At 67.1% G+C, this 15,798-nt stretch carries 17 protein-coding genes; 3 read left to right on the top strand and 14 right to left on the bottom strand.

What is annotated here, in order from left to right:
- Positions 1 to 90 precede the first annotated feature (90 nt).
- Positions 91 to 951: a ZIP family metal transporter gene (locus PSQ39_RS13425; protein ID WP_273927317.1), complete on the top strand. Its 861-nt coding sequence runs from the start codon at positions 91 to 93 to the stop codon at positions 949 to 951.
- A 33-nt stretch (positions 952 to 984) separates the two neighbouring features.
- Here PSQ39_RS13425 and PSQ39_RS13420 read toward each other — a convergent pair whose 3' ends face one another.
- The 3 genes from PSQ39_RS13420 to PSQ39_RS13410 all read right to left on the bottom strand — a co-directional run bounded on the left by PSQ39_RS13420 (position 985) and on the right by PSQ39_RS13410 (position 3,305).
- Positions 985 to 1,971: a tripartite tricarboxylate transporter substrate binding protein gene (locus PSQ39_RS13420; protein WP_273927316.1), complete on the bottom strand. Its 987-nt coding sequence runs from the start codon at positions 1,969 to 1,971 to the stop codon at positions 985 to 987.
- A 96-nt stretch (positions 1,972 to 2,067) separates the two neighbouring features.
- Complete coding sequence (locus PSQ39_RS13415) at positions 2,068 to 2,904, bottom strand: class III extradiol dioxygenase family protein (protein WP_273927315.1); 837 nt, start codon at positions 2,902 to 2,904, stop codon at positions 2,068 to 2,070.
- Between the two features lie 32 nt (positions 2,905 to 2,936).
- Positions 2,937 to 3,305 carry a protocatechuate 4,5-dioxygenase subunit alpha gene (locus PSQ39_RS13410; protein WP_273927314.1) on the bottom strand — a complete coding sequence of 123 codons (369 nt, stop codon included), beginning with the start codon at positions 3,303 to 3,305 and terminating at the stop codon, positions 2,937 to 2,939.
- Positions 3,306 to 3,391: 86 nt separating this feature from the next.
- Here PSQ39_RS13410 and PSQ39_RS13405 point away from each other — a divergent pair, with 86 nt between their 5' ends.
- The gene (locus tag PSQ39_RS13405; RefSeq protein WP_273927313.1) at positions 3,392 to 4,303 is read left to right on the top strand and encodes a LysR family transcriptional regulator; all 912 of its coding nucleotides are present in this window, start codon (positions 3,392 to 3,394) and stop codon (positions 4,301 to 4,303) included.
- Between the two features lie 4 nt (positions 4,304 to 4,307).
- Here the strand turns inward: PSQ39_RS13405 and PSQ39_RS13400 are convergent, their stop codons facing one another.
- The 9 genes from PSQ39_RS13400 to PSQ39_RS13360 form a co-directional block, all read right to left on the bottom strand.
- Positions 4,308 to 5,297, bottom strand: coding sequence for a Bug family tripartite tricarboxylate transporter substrate binding protein (locus tag PSQ39_RS13400; protein WP_273927312.1), 990 nt, complete (start codon positions 5,295 to 5,297; stop codon positions 4,308 to 4,310).
- Positions 5,294 to 6,298: an aldo/keto reductase gene (locus PSQ39_RS13395; RefSeq protein ID WP_273927311.1), complete on the bottom strand. Its 1,005-nt coding sequence runs from the start codon at positions 6,296 to 6,298 to the stop codon at positions 5,294 to 5,296. Before PSQ39_RS13395 ends, PSQ39_RS13400 begins: the two co-directional genes overlap by 4 nt.
- Positions 6,299 to 6,363: 65 nt before the next feature.
- Complete coding sequence (locus PSQ39_RS13390) at positions 6,364 to 7,329, bottom strand: Gfo/Idh/MocA family oxidoreductase (RefSeq protein ID WP_273927310.1); 966 nt, start codon at positions 7,327 to 7,329, stop codon at positions 6,364 to 6,366.
- Complete coding sequence (locus PSQ39_RS13385; RefSeq protein WP_273927309.1) at positions 7,326 to 8,186, bottom strand: class III extradiol dioxygenase subunit beta; 861 nt, start codon at positions 8,184 to 8,186, stop codon at positions 7,326 to 7,328. Before PSQ39_RS13385 ends, PSQ39_RS13390 begins: the two co-directional genes overlap by 4 nt.
- A 1-nt stretch (position 8,187) precedes the next feature.
- Complete coding sequence (gene ligA, locus PSQ39_RS13380; RefSeq protein ID WP_273927308.1) at positions 8,188 to 8,625, bottom strand: protocatechuate 4,5-dioxygenase subunit alpha; 438 nt, start codon at positions 8,623 to 8,625, stop codon at positions 8,188 to 8,190.
- Between the two features lies 1 nt (position 8,626).
- Positions 8,627 to 9,559, bottom strand: coding sequence for an amidohydrolase family protein (locus tag PSQ39_RS13375; protein ID WP_273927307.1), 933 nt, complete (start codon positions 9,557 to 9,559; stop codon positions 8,627 to 8,629).
- A gap of 113 nt (positions 9,560 to 9,672) precedes the next feature.
- On the bottom strand, positions 9,673 to 10,356 hold the full coding sequence (ligK, locus tag PSQ39_RS13370) for a 4-carboxy-4-hydroxy-2-oxoadipate aldolase/oxaloacetate decarboxylase (RefSeq protein WP_273927306.1): 684 nt from the start codon (positions 10,354 to 10,356) through the stop codon (positions 9,673 to 9,675).
- A 188-nt stretch (positions 10,357 to 10,544) separates the two neighbouring features.
- Complete coding sequence (locus PSQ39_RS13365) at positions 10,545 to 11,573, bottom strand: amidohydrolase family protein (protein WP_273927305.1); 1,029 nt, start codon at positions 11,571 to 11,573, stop codon at positions 10,545 to 10,547.
- Positions 11,574 to 11,649: 76 nt separating this feature from the next.
- Entirely contained in the window at positions 11,650 to 12,765 is a 1,116-nt protein-coding gene (locus PSQ39_RS13360; protein ID WP_273927304.1) for a 4-oxalomesaconate tautomerase, read from the bottom strand.
- A 106-nt stretch (positions 12,766 to 12,871) separates the two neighbouring features.
- On the opposite strand from PSQ39_RS13360, the gene PSQ39_RS13355 reads away from it, so the two are divergent.
- Entirely contained in the window at positions 12,872 to 13,873 is a 1,002-nt protein-coding gene (locus PSQ39_RS13355; RefSeq protein WP_273927303.1) for a LysR family transcriptional regulator, read from the top strand.
- A gap of 47 nt (positions 13,874 to 13,920) precedes the next feature.
- Here PSQ39_RS13355 and PSQ39_RS13350 read toward each other — a convergent pair whose 3' ends face one another.
- The gene (locus PSQ39_RS13350) at positions 13,921 to 14,667 is read right to left on the bottom strand and encodes a LytR/AlgR family response regulator transcription factor (protein ID WP_273927302.1); all 747 of its coding nucleotides are present in this window, start codon (positions 14,665 to 14,667) and stop codon (positions 13,921 to 13,923) included.
- Positions 14,668 to 14,722: 55 nt separating this feature from the next.
- A complete protein-coding gene (locus tag PSQ39_RS13345; RefSeq protein ID WP_273927301.1) occupies positions 14,723 to 15,781 on the bottom strand; it encodes a sensor histidine kinase in 1,059 nt (352 codons plus the stop codon).
- Positions 15,782 to 15,798 lie beyond the last annotated feature (17 nt).

Raw genomic sequence — 15,798 nt, 5'->3', positions numbered from 1 at the left:
TGGGGCGGTGGGCGGGTGCAGGCCCCGGGGGTTTGCGGGTCTGTTTTGGCGCTGTGGCCTGCTGGGGCGGCGCTCTGGGGTTCTCGTTTTATGACATTGGTCGCAATCATTCTCGCCACCTTGGGGGCTGGCATTGGCAGCGTCTGGGTGGCTGCGCTGCTCATGCGTGTCGGGGTGAACTCCGGGCGTGGAGGGCTCAATGCCCAACACCTGCTGAGCCTGGCCGCCGGGGCCCTGCTGGCCACGGCCTTCATGCACCTCTTGCCCGAAGCTTTTGAGGGCTCCGCCGGCGCCCATGCCTTGTTTGCCACCTTGCTGGTGGGCGTGGTGTTCTTCTTCTTACTCGACAAAGCAGAGCTGTGGCACCACGGGCATGAGCATGGTCAGGGCCATGAGCACCATGCGCATGCGGATCACGGCCACGCCCATGCTCACGCCCCCGGCGAAGACCCTGGCCATGCCCACGACCACGGGCATGCCCACGCCCACGCAGGCGTGCAGGCCGGGGGCTGGACCCTGATCACCGGCGACAGCGTGCACTGCTTTGGTGACGGCATCTTGATTGCGTCGGCCTTTGTGGCCGATGTCCGACTGGGCTTGGTGGCGGCGCTGGCGGTGCTGGCCCACGAGGTGCCCCACCACATGGGCGACCTGGTGGTGATGCGCCAGGCCAGCGGCAACCGCCGCCTGGCCTTGCTGAAGGTGTCTTTGGCCGGGGCCGTGACCACCCTTGGCGGCGTGGTGGGCTTTTACCTCTTGGAGCCCTTGCAGGACTGGCTGCCGTACTTTCTGACGGTGGCGTCCAGCAGCTTCATCTACGTGGCTTTGGCCGACCTGATTCCACAGCTGCAAAAGCGCCTGACGGCGCGCCAGACGGCCGCGCAGATCGCCTGGCTGGCGCTGGGCATTGGCCTGGTCACCGCCGCCAGCGGCTTGGCCCACACCCACTGAGGGGGCGCTCCCTCAGGCGCTGGGGCGGCGCACTCAATCGGGCGCGATGTTGCCGCTGCGGATGGCTTTCTCGTAGCGCTGCTGCTCACTGCGGATCAGGCGCGCAAAGTCCTCGCTGCTGCCCGGGTTGACCTCGCCGCCCACGGCCGCCAGTTTGTCTCGCACGTCTTTGCTGGCCAGGGCTTTTTGCAGCTCGCCGTGCAGGCGGCTGACGATGGCTTTGGGTGTGGCCGCTGGGGCCAGCAAGCCGTACCAGACGGAGGCTTCAAAGCCGGCAAAGCCGCTTTCCGCGATGGTGGGCACCTCGGGGAAGATGGGGCTGCGCCGCGCGCTGAGCACCGCGATCACCCGCAGGCGACCGGCTTTTTGGTGAGGCAAGGCCTCCAGCGCATTCACCGCCACCATGGGCAGTTGGCCACCGATCACATCGGTGATGGCCGGGCCGCCGCCCCGGTAGGGCACATGCGAGAGTTGCAGGCCGGCGGCACGTTCGAACAGCTCCACCGCCAAGTGGGGCGTGGAGCCGTTGCCTGGCGTTGCGTAGTTGACGCTGCCCGGCTTGTTCTTGGCCGCGGCGATCAGTTGGGCCAGGCTGTTGAAGCCCGAGGCCGGGTTGACGGCCAGCACCACCGGCACGCGCCCAATCAGGCCGATGGGGGCTAGGTCACGCTCGGCGTCAAAAGGGGCGGGCTGGTACAGCGACATGTTGGCGGCCAGCGCATTGGCCGCCACCAGCAAGGTGTAGCCATCGGCCGGGCTGTCGATCACCGACTTGATGGCGATGTTGCTGCCCGCGCCAGGCTTGTTGTCCACCACCACCGATTGCCCCAGCGGGCCGCTCAAGGCCTGGCCGATGGTGCGCCCCACGATGTCCACCGCGCCGCCAGCCGGGTAGCCCACCACCAGCTTGACCGGGCGGTCGGGGTAGCTGGCACTTTGCGCCAGCGCGGCGCCGGGGGCCAGCAAGGCGGCGTTGAGGCCCAGCCACTGGCGGCGGGTCGGGGCGGTGAATCGGGTCATGGGCGGTGGTCCTGTCTCTGGGTGTCAGAAAAGCCGGGTCGTCGCCCGGCTGCAGCCCTTGATTCTAGGCAGCGCCGCGCCCCCGCGCGGGCCGAGTCAGGCCGCCGCAAAGGCCATGGTGCCGGCCGCGGTGTTGGAGATCGGGATGTGGTAGTTGGTGTGCACGCGGCGCACCGCGCCCGGCACAGCGCCCCGGGTGGCCAGCCACATCAGCAGCTCCACGCCTTGGGTGCCGGTTTTCTCGACCAGCTCGTTGATGCTGAACTGGGTGGCCCACTCGGGTTCGTTGAACAGGCTGTCCATGAACTTGAGGTCGAAGGGCTTGTTGATGAAACCGGCGCGTTCGCCGTCGAGCTGGTGGCTCAGGCCCCCGGTGCCAATCACCACCACCTTCTTGTCGCTGTCCCAGGCGGCAATTGCCTCGCCCACGGCGCGGCCCAGGGCCAGGCAGCGCTTGGCGCTGGGCAGGGGGAACTGCACGGTGTTGATGCATATGGGCACGGTCAACACCGGGCAGTCGCCTTCAGGCCAGAACAGCTTGAGCGGTAGGGTGAACGCATGATCCACCAGCATCTCCTGGCAGGTGGTGAGGTCGAAGTCGCGCTCCACCAGGTGGTTGATCAGGTGCCAGGACAGGTCGGTGGCGCCCTTGAATGGGGGCAGCGTGGGGATGCCCCAGCCCTCGTCAGCGTTGTGGTACTGCGCGGCGGCACCGATGGCGAAGGTCGGCATCTTGTCGAGGAAGAAGTTCAGACCATGGTCGTTGTAGAACACCACGGCGATGTCCGGCTTGACCTCGTCCAGCCACTGGCGCACCGGCAAGAAGCCATCAAAAAAAGGCTTCCAGTAGGGCTCGTTTTGCAGGCCTTTGTGCAGGGCGCCGCCAATGGCGGGCACATGGGAAGTGGTCATGCCACCGACGATTTTTGCCATGTTGTTTCTCCGTGGGGTAGGTGGGTTGGCGCTCAGGCGGCCAGGGTGTCGGGCTGCTGGTTCTGGGCCACCAGGCGGGCCTTGAAGGCTTCTTTGTTGAGGCCGGTCTGGGCCGCGCCCAGGTCCTGCACATCGAGGCCCAGGATGCCGGCGAACTTGGCCAGGTAGTACACATTGCCGCCGGCGGCCAGCAGGCCCAGCACGTCGCGTTCGCTGATGGCACGGGTCTGCTCCTCATTGAGGCCCCAGGCGCGCATGAAGCCGGCCTCGTCGGCCTTGAAGGCCGCGCGTTGCTCGGCGCTGTTGAAGGCGTAGCACATCTTGTTCAAGGCATAGCCTTTTTGGGCCTGCTCGCCGTCGAACACGGTGGTGCCGGGGATGGGGGGCTGCGCTTGGGTCATGGCGGTCTCCTGCGTTTGATCTGGGTCAGGGCGCCAGTATTCCGGGCTGAGTCCCAAAGATAAACAGATGGATACTCATCAAATCTATGAACAAAATCGATTGGTTGAGCTTGGACGCCCGTTTGCTGCAACTGCTGGTGACGGTGGTGGACACGGGCAGCGTGACCGGCGCGGCGCAGCGCCTGGGCCTGACCCAGTCGGCCGTCAGTCACGGCCTGGACCGGCTGCGCGCCATCGTGGGCCAGGCCTTGTTCGTCAAATCGGGGCGCGGCATCGTGGCCACCGCGCAGGCCGAGTTGCTGGCGCGGCGCGCGCGCAGCCTGCTCGACGAGTTGCAGGCCTTCAGCGTGGCGGCGGGTTTTGAGCCAGCGCGCCTGCACACCTGCTTCACCCTCGCTGCCAATGATTTGCAGCGCGATTTGCTGCTGCCGCCGCTGCTGCGCCGCCTGCGCGCCCAGGCCCCGGGGGTGAGCCTGCGCGTGATCAAGTCGGGCGCCCCGGGCCCGGCGCTGCTGCGCGACGAGTTGTGCCAATTGATCATCACGCCGCGCCCGCCCGAGGGCTCGGATCTCTTGCAAAAGCGCTTGTTTGAAGACCGCTACGCCGTGTTCTACGACGCCGCGCAGCGCGCCGCCCCGCTCAGCCGGGCCGACTACCTGGCGGCCGACCATGTGTCGGTGCTTTACGAGCCCCGGCGCCAGCTGGACATTGACCAGTGGCTCACGGGGCAGGGCCTGGCGCGCCGCTTTGTGGCCCATGTGCCGGGCATGGCGGCCTTGGGCGCGATGCTGCGTGGCAGCGACTGGCTGGCCACCGCGCCTTCGCTGCTGGCGCGCCACAGCCTGCACGGCCTGGCTCAGGCCCCGGTGCCGCTGGCCACACCGCCCATGCCCATGTACCAGGTCTGGCACCTGCGCCACCAGGGCGACCCGGTGCACCAGTGGCTGCGTGAGGTGCTGGCGCAGGTGGTGGCCGAGGTCTTGCCGAGCCCGACCTGAGCGCTCATTCGGGCGCGATGCCCGCGCGTCGCACCACCTCGCCCCAGTGCTTGATTTCGCTGTTCAGCAGCTGACCCAGTTCGGCTGGCGTGCCGGCTTGAGGCTTGACGCCGAGCTTGAGCAAGGCGCTTTGCACGGCCGGCTGGGCCAGGGCTTCGCGCGCCGCCCAGTTCAGTCGCTCCAACGTGCTCGCCGGGGTGCCGGCGGGGGCGGCCAGGGCGTTCCAGCTGTCCACCTCGTAGTCCGGCAGCCCTTGCTCTTTGACGGTGGGGACTTCGGGCAGGGGGCCAAAGCGTTGCGGTCCGGTGACCGCCAGCAAGCGCAGGGCCTGGGCCTGCACCTGGGGCAGCAGCGGGCTCAGGATCTCGAAGCCCACATCCACCTCGCCCGCGCGCAAGGCCTGCAGCAAGGCGGGCGAGCCCTTGTAGGGCACGACCGTGGCCTCGATGCCCGCGCGCGACTTGAACCACTCAGCCGCCAGATGCTGGGTGCTGCCCGGCGCGATGGTGCCCAGGGTCAGGCGCCCGGGCTGGGCGCGTGCGTAGGCCAGCAGATCGGCCAGGGACTTGAAGCGGGACCCTGCCGGCACGGCCAGCGCCAGGTCAAAAAAGCCCAGGGTGCTGATGGGGGTGAGCTGACGCGTGACGTCAAAAGGCAGCTTCTTGAACAGGTGCACGCTGACGGCGCTGGCGTTGCTCATCAGCAGCAGGGTGTGGCCGTCGGGCACGGCCTGGACCACCAGGCCGGTGGCCACGATGCCGCCCGCGCCAGGGCGGTTGTCGATCACCACCGGCTGCTTGAGCAAGGCCCCCATGGCCTGGCCGACGGTGCGGGCGGTCAGGTCGGCCACGCCGCCGGCTGCAAACGGCACCATCAAGGTGATGGGGCGCTGGGGAAAGGCGTTTTGCGCCCGAACCGGGCCCGCGGCCCAGGCGCTGCTCAGCAGGCCGCCCAAGGCCCCGAGCACGGGGCGGCGGCGCAGGGCGGGGCTCACGCGCTGAACTCCTCGGTGTCGATCTCCACCTGGTTGCCGGGGTTGTAGCGCGGGCCTTGGACGGTGTGGCGGTTGATGACCTGGTCCAAGCGCGCCATTTGCGCAGCGCTCAGCGTGACCTGCAGCGCACCCAGGTTTTCTTCGAGGTGGTCGAGGCGCGTGGTGCCCGGGATCGGGATGATGTGCGGCGCGCGCTGCAGCAGCCAGGCCAGGGCCAACTGGGCCAGGCTGCAGCCCGCCTCGCGCGCCACCTCGGCCACGCCGTCGAGCAGGCCCAGGTTGGCGGCATAGGTCGCGGGCGCGAAACGCGGCATGGCACGGCGGATGTCCTTGGCGTCCAAGGCGCTCACGTCGCGCACCTGGCCGGTCAGGAAGCCCCGCGCCACCGGGCTGAAGGCGACAAAGGCCACCCCCAGTTCGGCGCAGGTGTCGAGCACCGCGATCTCGGGGTTGCGCGTCCACAGCGAGTACTCGGTCTGCACGGCGGCGATGGGGTGCTCGGCGTGGGCGCGGCGCAAGGTGTGGGCCGAGACCTCGCTCAGGCCCACGCTGCGGATCTTGCCCGCGCGCACCAGGTCGCCCAGGGCGCCGACCGATTCTTCGATCGGCACCTGTTTGTCCCAGCGGTGCAGGTAGTACAGGTCGATGACCTCGGTTTGCAGGCGGCGCAGGCTGTCTTCACAGGTGGCGCGCAGGGTCTCGGGGCGGCCGTCGATGACGCGCTTGACGCCGTCGGGAAAGCCCACGCCCTGCATGCCGCATTTGCTGGCCAGGGTGAATTTTTGGCGGTGCTTGGCCAGCACCTGGCCGACCAGGGTTTCGTTGGCGCCAAAGCCGTACAGCGCGGCGGTGTCGAACAGGGTCACGCCCAGGTCGAGCGCGCGCAGCAGCAGGCGCTCAGCGTCTTCCAACGAGGGCGGCTGGCCGTAGGCGTGGCTCAGGTTCATGCAGCCCAGGCCAATGGGGCTGACTTGGAAGGGGCCAAGGGATCGGGTGGTCATGCAGAGGTCCTCAAACACAAACGGCCCCAGCGGGGGGCTGGAGCCGTGGTGGGGCAGATTGCCGCTCAGGCAGCGTTGAGTTGCTGCTCCAGATCGTGCAGCACTTGGTAGCAGGGCAGCACTTGGGCCACGCTGGAGTTGGGCTCGCGGCCTTCGCGGATGGCGGCGAAGAACTCACGGTCTTGCAGCTCGATGCCGTTCATGGACACATCCACTTGCGAGACATCGATCTTTTCTTCCTTGCCATTGACCAGATCGTCGTAGCGGGCGATGTAGGTCGCGGTGTCGCCAATGTAGCGGAAGAAGGTGCCCAGCGGGCCGTCGTTGTTGAAGGACAGGCTCAGCGTGCAGATGGCGCCGTTGGCCGCCTTGAGCTGGATGCTCATGTCCATGGAGATGCCCAGGGTCGGGTGGATCGGGCCCTGGACGGCGTTGGCCTTCACGATGGGGCTGCCGCATTGGTAGGCGAACAGGTCCACGGTGTGGGCGGCGTGGTGCCACAGCAGGTGGTCGGTCCAGCTGCGGGCCTGGCCCAGCGCGTTCATGTTGGTGCGGCGGAAGAAGTAGGTCTGCACATCCATTTGCTGGATGTTGAATTCACCGGCCTGGATCTTCTTGTGCACGTACTGGTGGCTGGGGTTGAAGCGGCGGGTGTGGCCGCACATGGCGACCAGGCCGCTGCGCTTGGCCAGGGCCACGACTTCTTCGGCGTCCTTCCAGCTGTCGGCCAGCGGGATTTCGACCTGCACGTGCTTGCCGGCCTTCAGGCAGGCCAGGCTTTGCGCGGCGTGCATCTGGGTCGGCGTGCACAGGATCACGGCGTCGACTTCAGGCAGGGCCAGGCTGTCGGCCAGGTCGGTGGTGACGTGACCGATGCCGTACTTGGCTGCCACTTCGCGGGTCTTCTCGAGGTCGCGGCTGATCAGGGACACGACTTCCACGCCGTCGATGTTCTTGATGCCGTCCAGGTGCTTGATGCCAAAGGCACCGGCGCCCGCCAGGGCGACTTTGATGGTCTTGCTGTTGCTCATGCTTGGTTCTCCAGAATCAGGTGGCCCACGGCGGTGTTGGAGGCCGGGACGTGAAAGAAGCGGTGCTTGACGAGCGGCGGCTGGCTGCCACCGTTGACGTCGTCCATGGCGCCACGGGCGATCAGCCACATCACGAGTTCAATGCCCTCGGAGCCGGCTTCGCGCACGTAGTCGATGTGTGGCACTTGGGACAGGCCATCGGGGTCGGCAATCAAGCGGTCCAGGAAGGCGTTGTCCCATTCCTTGTTGATCAGGCCGGCGCGCGGGCCTTGCAGCTGGTGGCTCATGCCCCCGGTGCCCCAGATGTGCACGTTGAGGTCCTTGTCAAAGCTGTCCACGGCCTTGCGGATCGCCTTGCCCAGGTTGTAGCAACGGCGGCCCGAGGGCACGGGGTACTGCACCACGTTGACCGCGAAGGGGATCACGGGGCAGGGCCAGGCTTCGGGCTGGCCACACATCAGCGACAGCGGCACGGTCAGGCCGTGGTCCACGTCCATCTTGTTGACGATGGTCAGGTCGAAGTCGTCCTGGATCACGCTTTGCGCGATGTGGCTGGCCAGGTCGGGGTGGCCGATGACCTTGGGCACGGGGCGCGGGCCCCAGCCTTCGTCCGCGGGCTGGAACTCGGCCGCGGTGCCGATGGCGAAGGTCGGGATCATCTCCAGGCTGAAGGCCGTGGCGTGGTCGTTGTAGACCAGGAAGATGACGTCGGGCTGGTTGTCCTTCATCCATTGCTTGGAGTACTCGTAGCCCTTGAACAGGGGCTGCCAGTAGGCCTCCTCGGTCTTGCCGAGGTCAATGGCCGCGCCGATGGCGGGGACGTGGGAGGTGAAGACGGATGCGGTGATCTTGGCCATGTCAGGCTTTCTGGTGGGCGCTGCCCTGGGGTTGTCGGTGGGCTTGGGCGTCGCCGTCTTCACCGATGTAGCGGTTGCCTTCGGCGGAGCGGCCCCCGTTGATCATCATGTCGCGGTATTCGGCTTCGGTCATGCCGGTCATGGAGCCTGCCATTTGCTGGAAGCTCTTGCCGTCGGTGGCGCCGATCTTGGCCAGGAAGTAGATGTTGCCGCCTGCCGCGATGCAGCGGTTCAGGTCGCGCGTGAGCACGCCCTGTTTCTGCTCTTCGGTCATCGCCCATTCGTCGAGGTAGGCGCGCTCATCGGCCTTGAAGCGCGCGCGGTTGTCGGCCTTCATCAGCGACATGCAGAACTGGTTGAGCCAGTAGCCTTTGCGCGATTGCTCGGCGTCAAAGATGGTCGTGCCGGGCACGTCCAGGTAGGGTTTATCGAGTGCCATTTCAAATTTCCTCGGGCCAGTACAGGCGCATGGGGTTGCTGACCAGCAATTTTTGCTGCAACGCAGCCGTCGGCGCAATGTGCGGGATGAAGTCCACCAGCAGGCCGTCGTCGGGCATGTGGTCCTTGAGGTTGGGGTGCGGCCAGTCGGTGCCCCACAGCACGCGGTCGGGGAACTCCTCCACCACGCGCTTGGCGAAGGGGATCACGTCGGTGTAGGCATTTTGTTCGCCGTTCAGGGCCTTGGGGCCGCTGACGCTCAGGCGTTCGGGGCAGCTCACCTTGCTCCACACATTGCTGTGCTCGCGCATGAACTTCAGGAACAACTGGAACTCGGGGCCGTCGATGGGCTTGGTGACGTCGGGGCGACCCATGTGGTCGACCACCACGGTGGTGGGCAGGGCGGTGAAGAAGTCCCACAGCTCGGGCAGGTCGACCGCTTCGAAGTAGATCACCACATGCCAGCCCCACTTGGCAATGCGGCCCGCGATCTCCAGCAGCTCGTCCTTGGGCGTGAAGTCGACCAGGCGCTTGACGAAGTTGAAGCGCACGCCGCGCACACCGGCGTCGTGCATGGCCTGGATCTCTTCGTCGCTCACGCTGCGCTTGACCGTGGCCACGCCGCGTGCCTTGCCGTTGGCGTTGACCAGGGCGTCGATCATGGCGCGGTTGTCGGCGCCGTGGCAGGTGGCCTGCACCACCACGTTGCGGGCAAAGCCCAGGTGGTCGCGCAGGGCGTAGAGCTGGGCCTTGCTGGCGTCGCAAGGGGTGTACTTGCGCTCGGGGGCGTAGGGGAATTCGGCACCGGGGCCGAACACGTGGCAGTGCGCGTCGACGCTGCCTGCGGGCAGTTGAAAACGCGGCTGGCTCGGGCCTTCGTACCAGTCCAGCCAGCCGGAGGTCTTGGTGAATTCGCCTGTGGTGGGTTTGCTCATGTCAGTCTCTTGGGGGTGAGCGCCCGACCGGGGTGTGTGGCTGAACCGGTCAGGCGGGCAAAAAGGAGGGCGGCCGGCCCAGGGCCTGAGCCCCGGGGCGCGGCGGCGCGGGTTCAGTCGATGTACTTGAGGCCGGCGGCGGCCAGCGGCTCGCGCATCTTGTACATGTCCAGGCCCAGCACGCCGCTGGCCAGCTTGGCGCGCTTTTCGCCTTCAAACGATTCGCGCTTGGTGGCGGCGGCCAGGGTCTCGGCGGCACGGGCGGCGGGCACGCAGACCACGCCGTCGTCGTCGGCCACGATCACGTCGCCCGGGGTCACCAGCATGCCGGCACAGACCACGGGGATGTTGACCGAGCCCAGCGTGGCCTTGATCGTGCCCTTGCTGCTGATGGCCTTGCTCCAGACCGGGAAGTTCATCTCTTGCAGGGTGGACACATCACGCACGCCGGCGTCGATGATCAGCGCGCGCGCGCCACGGGCCTGGAAGCTGGTGGCCAGCAGGTCGCCAAAGTAGCCGTCCGTGCACTCGGCGGTGACGGCGGCGACCACGATGTCGCCGGGCTGAATTTGCTCCGCCGCGACGTGCATCATCCAGTTGTCACCGGGCTGAAGCAGCACGGTGACGGCCGTGCCCGAGACCTTTTGGCCCGCGTAGATGGGGCGCATGTAGGGCTTGAGCAGGCCGACGCGGCCCATGGCCTCGTGCACGGTGGCGCTGCCCAGGGCGGCCAGTCCGTCGGCGGCGGCGCGGTCGGCGCGGGTGATGTTGCGGTAGACGACTCCGAGTTCGTACATGTCTTGACTCCCAAGTAGGTTGAGTGCGGTGTGTTCAGTGGTTGAAGAGGGGGCGGTGGAGCGGAGGGGCGGAGGCCGGGGCGAGCGCTTGGCTCCGTGTCCCCAGCCCGCTTCGCGGGCTCCTCCTTGACCTGCGCCAAACGCTCACCCCGGCCTCTTGCTGTGACGGGGGGCTCGCGCTCGAAAAATCACTTTCCCTTGGCTTTCAATTGCGCGTCCAGGCGCGGGAAGACGCGGCGCGCGTTGCCTTCATAGACCTTGTAGCGGTCTTCGTCGCTGAGGTTGGGGGTGGCGGCGACGTAGCGCTTGGTGTCGTCGTAGTAATGGCCGGTTTCGGGATCGATGCCGCGCACGGCACCAATCATTTCGCTGGCGAACAGGATGTTGTCAACCGGGATCACCTTGGTCAGCAGGTCGATGCCCGGCTGGTGGTAGACGCAGGTGTCAAAGAAGATGTTGTTCAGCAGGTGGTCTTTGAGCAGCGGCTTCTTGAGCTCTTGCGCCAGGCCACGGAAACGGCCCCAGTGGTAGGGCACGGCACCGCCGCCGTGCGGGATCAGGAACTTCAGCGTCGGGAAGTCCTTGAACAAGTCGCTGGTCAGGCACTGCATGAAGGCCGTGGTGTCGGCGTTCAGGTAGTGCGCGCCGGTGGTGTGGAAGCAGCTGTTGCAGCTGGTGCTGACGTGGATCATGGCCGGGATGTCGTACTCGACCATCTTTTCATAGATGGGGTACCAGTGGCGGTCGCTCAGCGGCGGGCTGGTCCAGTGGCCGCCCGACGGATCGGGGTTCAGGTTGAGGCCCACATTGCCGAACTGCTCGACGCACTTGACCAGTTCCGGGATGCAGGTCGCCGGGTCCACGCCAGGCGACTGCGGCAGCATGGCAGCCGGGATGAAGTGGTCGGGGAACAGCTCGGCCACGCGGAAGCACAGTTCGTTGCAGATCGCCGCCCAGGTGCTGGAGGTTTCGAAGTCGCCGATGTGGTGCGCCATGAAGCTGGCGCGCGGGCTGAAGATGGTCAGGTCGGAGCCGCGCTCCTTCATCAGCTTGAGCTGGTTGGTCTCGATCGACTCGCGCAGTTCGTCGTCGCTGATCTTCAGCTCGGAGGCCTTGGGGGCCTTGCTCGGGTCTTTCAGGGCGGCGATTTGCAGATCACGCCAGGCGCCGAGGGCGGCGGGGGCGGTGGTGTAGTGGCCGTGTACGTCGATGATCATCGGTCGGTCTCCAGAGGGGGCTTCAGGGGTGTTGATTCGGGAAGCGGCCGGGCGTCGCCCAGCCTGGGTTGCAGGCTCAGCGCTGGGGGGCCCAGACGGCGGCGGGCACCATCACCTCGCCACGCATCAGCAGGCGCGCGGTGCGCAGCAGGGCGGCCTTGGTGACGGCCTGGCCGCCAGGGGCATGGGCGGCGGGCTCAGTGGCCAGCTCGACGCTGAATTCGCCGGTAGGGTGTTCCACCGATACTTTTTTGCTGGCGCCTTCGGGCACCACGGCCACGCCTTCGCAGACCGAGCCCTGGAGCACGCAAGCCGTGCCCACGGTGACGGCGGCCAGCACGCCGATGGCGTCGTGGCACACATGCGGGATGAAGCTGCGCGTGCTCAGTGCACCGCCGTCGCGCGGCGGGGCGATCAGGGTCATCTTGGGGTAGTTCTTGGGCGTCACGTCGCCCAGGCCCATGGCGTGACCGGCGGCAATGCGCAGTCGCTCGATGCGGGCCTTGAGTTCGGTGTCGGCGTTCAGCTCGGCCACGCTTTCGTAGCCGGTGCGGCCCACGTCGGCGGCCTTGAAGATCACCAAGGGCATGCCGTTGTCGATGCAGGTCACGGCCACGCCATCGATCACATCGAGCACACGGCCCGTGGGCAGCAGGCCTGGCGCCACCGAGCCGGCGGTGTCCAGGAAGTTGATGGTGATCGGGGCCGAACTGCCCGGCGCGCCGTCGATGCGGGCGTCGCCGGCGTACTCGACATAGCGCTGGCCGTTCGGGCCCTGCGGGGTCTGCACCGTGATGTCGCACTGCATGTCGGTGTTCAGGGTCAGCACGCGGAAGGTGCTGCTGTCCCCTTGGGGCTGCACCAGGCCACGCTCCAGCGCGAAGGGCACCACCGCGGCCAGCATGTTGCCGCAGTTGGGCGTGGTGTCCACCGTGTCTTTGTCGGGCTGCAGCTGGGCGAACAGGAAGTCCAGGTCGACACCCGGGGTGGTGCTGGCGCGCACGATGCCGACCTTGCTGGTCAGCGGGTGGGCGCCGCCCAGGCCGTCGATCTGGCGCTTGTCGGGCGAGCCCATGACCGAGAGCAGCACGCGGTCGCGCGTGGGCAGGTCGGTTGGCAGGTCGGTTTCCAGGAAGAACGGCCCCTTGGAGGTGCCGCCGCGCATGAAAAGACAGGGGATGGGGGTTTGCATGGTCGCGATTCTGGCCATGCCGGGCCCGCTGAGCCAGCGGCTGCGGCGTCTAGCTGGTATGCCGGATTGATATAGTTCAGCGAAAGCTATACATTTTTCTCGCGGTATGGACCTCAAGCAACTCGAATACTTCGTGCGCGTGGCTGAATTGGGCAGCTTCACCCGGGCCTCCATCGCGCTCAACATCGCCCAGCCCGCGCTGAGCCGGCAGGTGCGGTTGCTGGAGGTGGAGCTGCGCCAGAACCTGCTCGACCGCAATGGCCGTGGCGTCAAACTGACCGAGAGCGGCAAGCTGCTGCTGGAGCACGGGCGAGGCATCCTGCACCAGGTGGAGGTGGCGCGCGAAGAGCTGGGCGCGGTGCGCGGCGCGCTGGCTGGGCGGGTGTCGATTGGCCTGCCGCCGAGCCTGTCGCGCCTGATCACCGTGCCCTTGACCCGGGCCTTCATGCAGCACCTGCCGCAGGCGCGCCTGACCTTGACCGAGGGGTTTTCGGTGCAGATGTACGAGGGCTTGCGGGTGGGCAACCTCGACATGGCCGTGCTCTACAACCCCAACCACTCGCCCGACCTGGACAGCTTGAGCCTGCACCAGGAGGAGCTGGTCCTGATCGCCGCCCACGGCAGCCCGCTGACCCGGGCGCAGCCCTTGCCGCCCGCGCTGAGCCTGCGCGAGGTCGCGGCCCTGCCGCTGATCCTGCCCAGCAGCCCGAATGTGTTCCGCCTGTTGTTGGATGGGGAGATGGCCCGCTTTGGCCTCAAGCCGCGCGTCACCCTGCAGGTGGACGGGCTCAACGCCATCCTGAACCTGGTCAAAGAGGGCCTGGGCCACGCGGTGCTGCCGGCCTACACCCTGAGCAACTTTGACAATGCAGCGCCGTTTGCGCTGCACGCCATCCATTCGCCACGGGTGATGAGTGAGTTGAACCTGGTCTGGTCGTCGCGCCGTCCTGCCACCGAGACCCACAAGCGGGCTTTGGACCTGATCCGGGAGGTGGTGCAGCAGGCCGTGGGAGGCGCTGGGCGGGGATGGGTGTCTGACTCAGCCGCAGGCGAGGGGGCGCCTCTGGGGCCGGGCGGCGCATGGGGCGCCGGTGCCGCGCCGGCTTGAAGGGATGGGCCCGGCGCTGCGGGTGCGCCAGCCTTCAACCACCCCGCTCAGGTGACCGAAATCGCTTCGCGCACCGCCGCCAGTTGCCGGCGCGAGACGGACAGGCGTTCATCCAGCCCTTGCAGGCGCACGGCCCAGCCGTCCCCCTCTTCAGCGTCGAAATGCTTTTCCAGGGCGCGCACGGCGTGGCGCGCCACCAGGGCGTTGCGGTGGATGCGCATGAACTGGCTGCTGTAGCGGCTTTCCAGTTCGCTCAGCGAGCCGTCCAGGATGTAGCTGCGCACGGCAGTGCGCACGGTCACGTATTTGAGTTCGGCCTTGAAGTACAGCACCTCGGCCAGCGGCACCCGCTCGGTGCGACCCCGGTCTTGGATGATCAGGTGCTCGGTGGGCACGACCGCGGGGGGCTGGCTGCGCGTGGTTTGCAGGCGGCGCTCGGCCTTGCCCAGGGCGTCACGCAGGCGCTCAGCGCGCACCGGCTTGGTCAGGTAGTCGACCGCATCGAGGTCAAAGGCCTGCACCGCGTGCTCGGCGTGGGCGGTGACAAAGATCACCACGGGCGGGCGGCGCAGGATGCGCAGGTGGTTGGCCAGGCCCAGGCCGTCGGTGCCGGGCATGTGGATGTCCAGCAGCACCACGTCAATGGGTTCTCGGTCCAGAACCCCCATGGCGGTGACGGCGTTGGACGCCTCTTGCACGGTGTGGGGTTGGTCGGGCTTGTATTCGCTGAGCAAGGCGCGCAGGCGGGTGCGGGCCAAGGACTCGTCGTCAACGATCAGAAAGTGAAGCTCCATGGTGCTTTCGGGACGAAGGATGGATCAATATGGCGGTCATGTCACCGCGCCCGGCTCACGCTGGAAACGTGATTCGGACATGGTAGTGGTCGTCCCGGACCCCGGCACTGAACTCAATTTCAACGTCGTGCAACAAACGCAAGCGATCTCTTACATTTGCCAGCGCAATCCCATGGCCTGCCGAGCGGGTCTCAAATGGCAATGTTGCGTTTGGTAGCGTATTGAGGATATCTATGCGAACGCGATCCCCCTTCAAGCGGGTGCGAACCTGCACTTCTCCACCTTCGGTGCTGGGCTCCACACCGTGCTTGATGGCGTTCTCCACCAGGGGTTGCAGCAGCAGGGGCGGCAGTCGCGCGGCGTCGGCGGCCGGGTCGATTTGCCACTGCACGCGCAGGCGATCGCCAAAGCGCACCTGTTCGATCGCCAGGTAGTGCCGGGCCAGTTGCACTTCCTGGGCCAAGGTGGTGGTTTCGCCCCGGTCCAGCAAGGCGGCCCGGAACAGGTCGCTCAGGTCTTCCAGCAGGGTCTCTGCGCGGGCCGGTTCGGCGCGCACCAGGGCAATCGCGCTGTTGAGGGTGTTGAACAAAAAATGGGGCCGGATGCGCGACTGCAGCTCGGCCAGCCGCGCCGTCGTGGCCGCTGGGGTGCGTCCTCGTGCGCGCAGCACCAGGGCGCCCACCAGCAAGCCGGCCAGCAAGGCCCCGGTCATGGCGGCGGCCAGCCAAGGCGGCGAGGGGGCAAACGGGCTCAGGGACAGCATGAAGCAGCCGTAGCTGCCCGCCAGCGCCCCCAGCACCGCGCCAGCCACGTACTGGCCGGGGGTGGACAGTCGCGCCAGCGGCCGCTTCAGGCAGCAGGCCATGGCCAGCCAGGCCAGGGTGCCGGGCAGGCCCGCCACGGTCAGCAAGCCCAGCCCAGCGACCCAGCTCAGGAAGTCATCGGCGCGGTACAGCACGGCCACGCCGAGCACGGTTTCGACGAACAAAAGGGCCCGCAACATCACCCCGATGTGGCAGGCATCGAACACCATGGGCATGGCTGGCGCTGTGGGGCTGGACGTGGACTCCACGGAGGCGCCGCCGAAGGTCGATAAAATTTGAGAATCTTTCATTGCCACGCGCCTTTCAT

It is taken from the genome of Curvibacter microcysteis (genome assembly GCF_028649455.1).
GTDB classification, from domain to species: domain Bacteria; phylum Pseudomonadota; class Gammaproteobacteria; order Burkholderiales; family Burkholderiaceae_C; genus Curvibacter; species Curvibacter microcysteis.
This window is presented reverse-complemented; position numbering and strand designations above follow the sequence as displayed.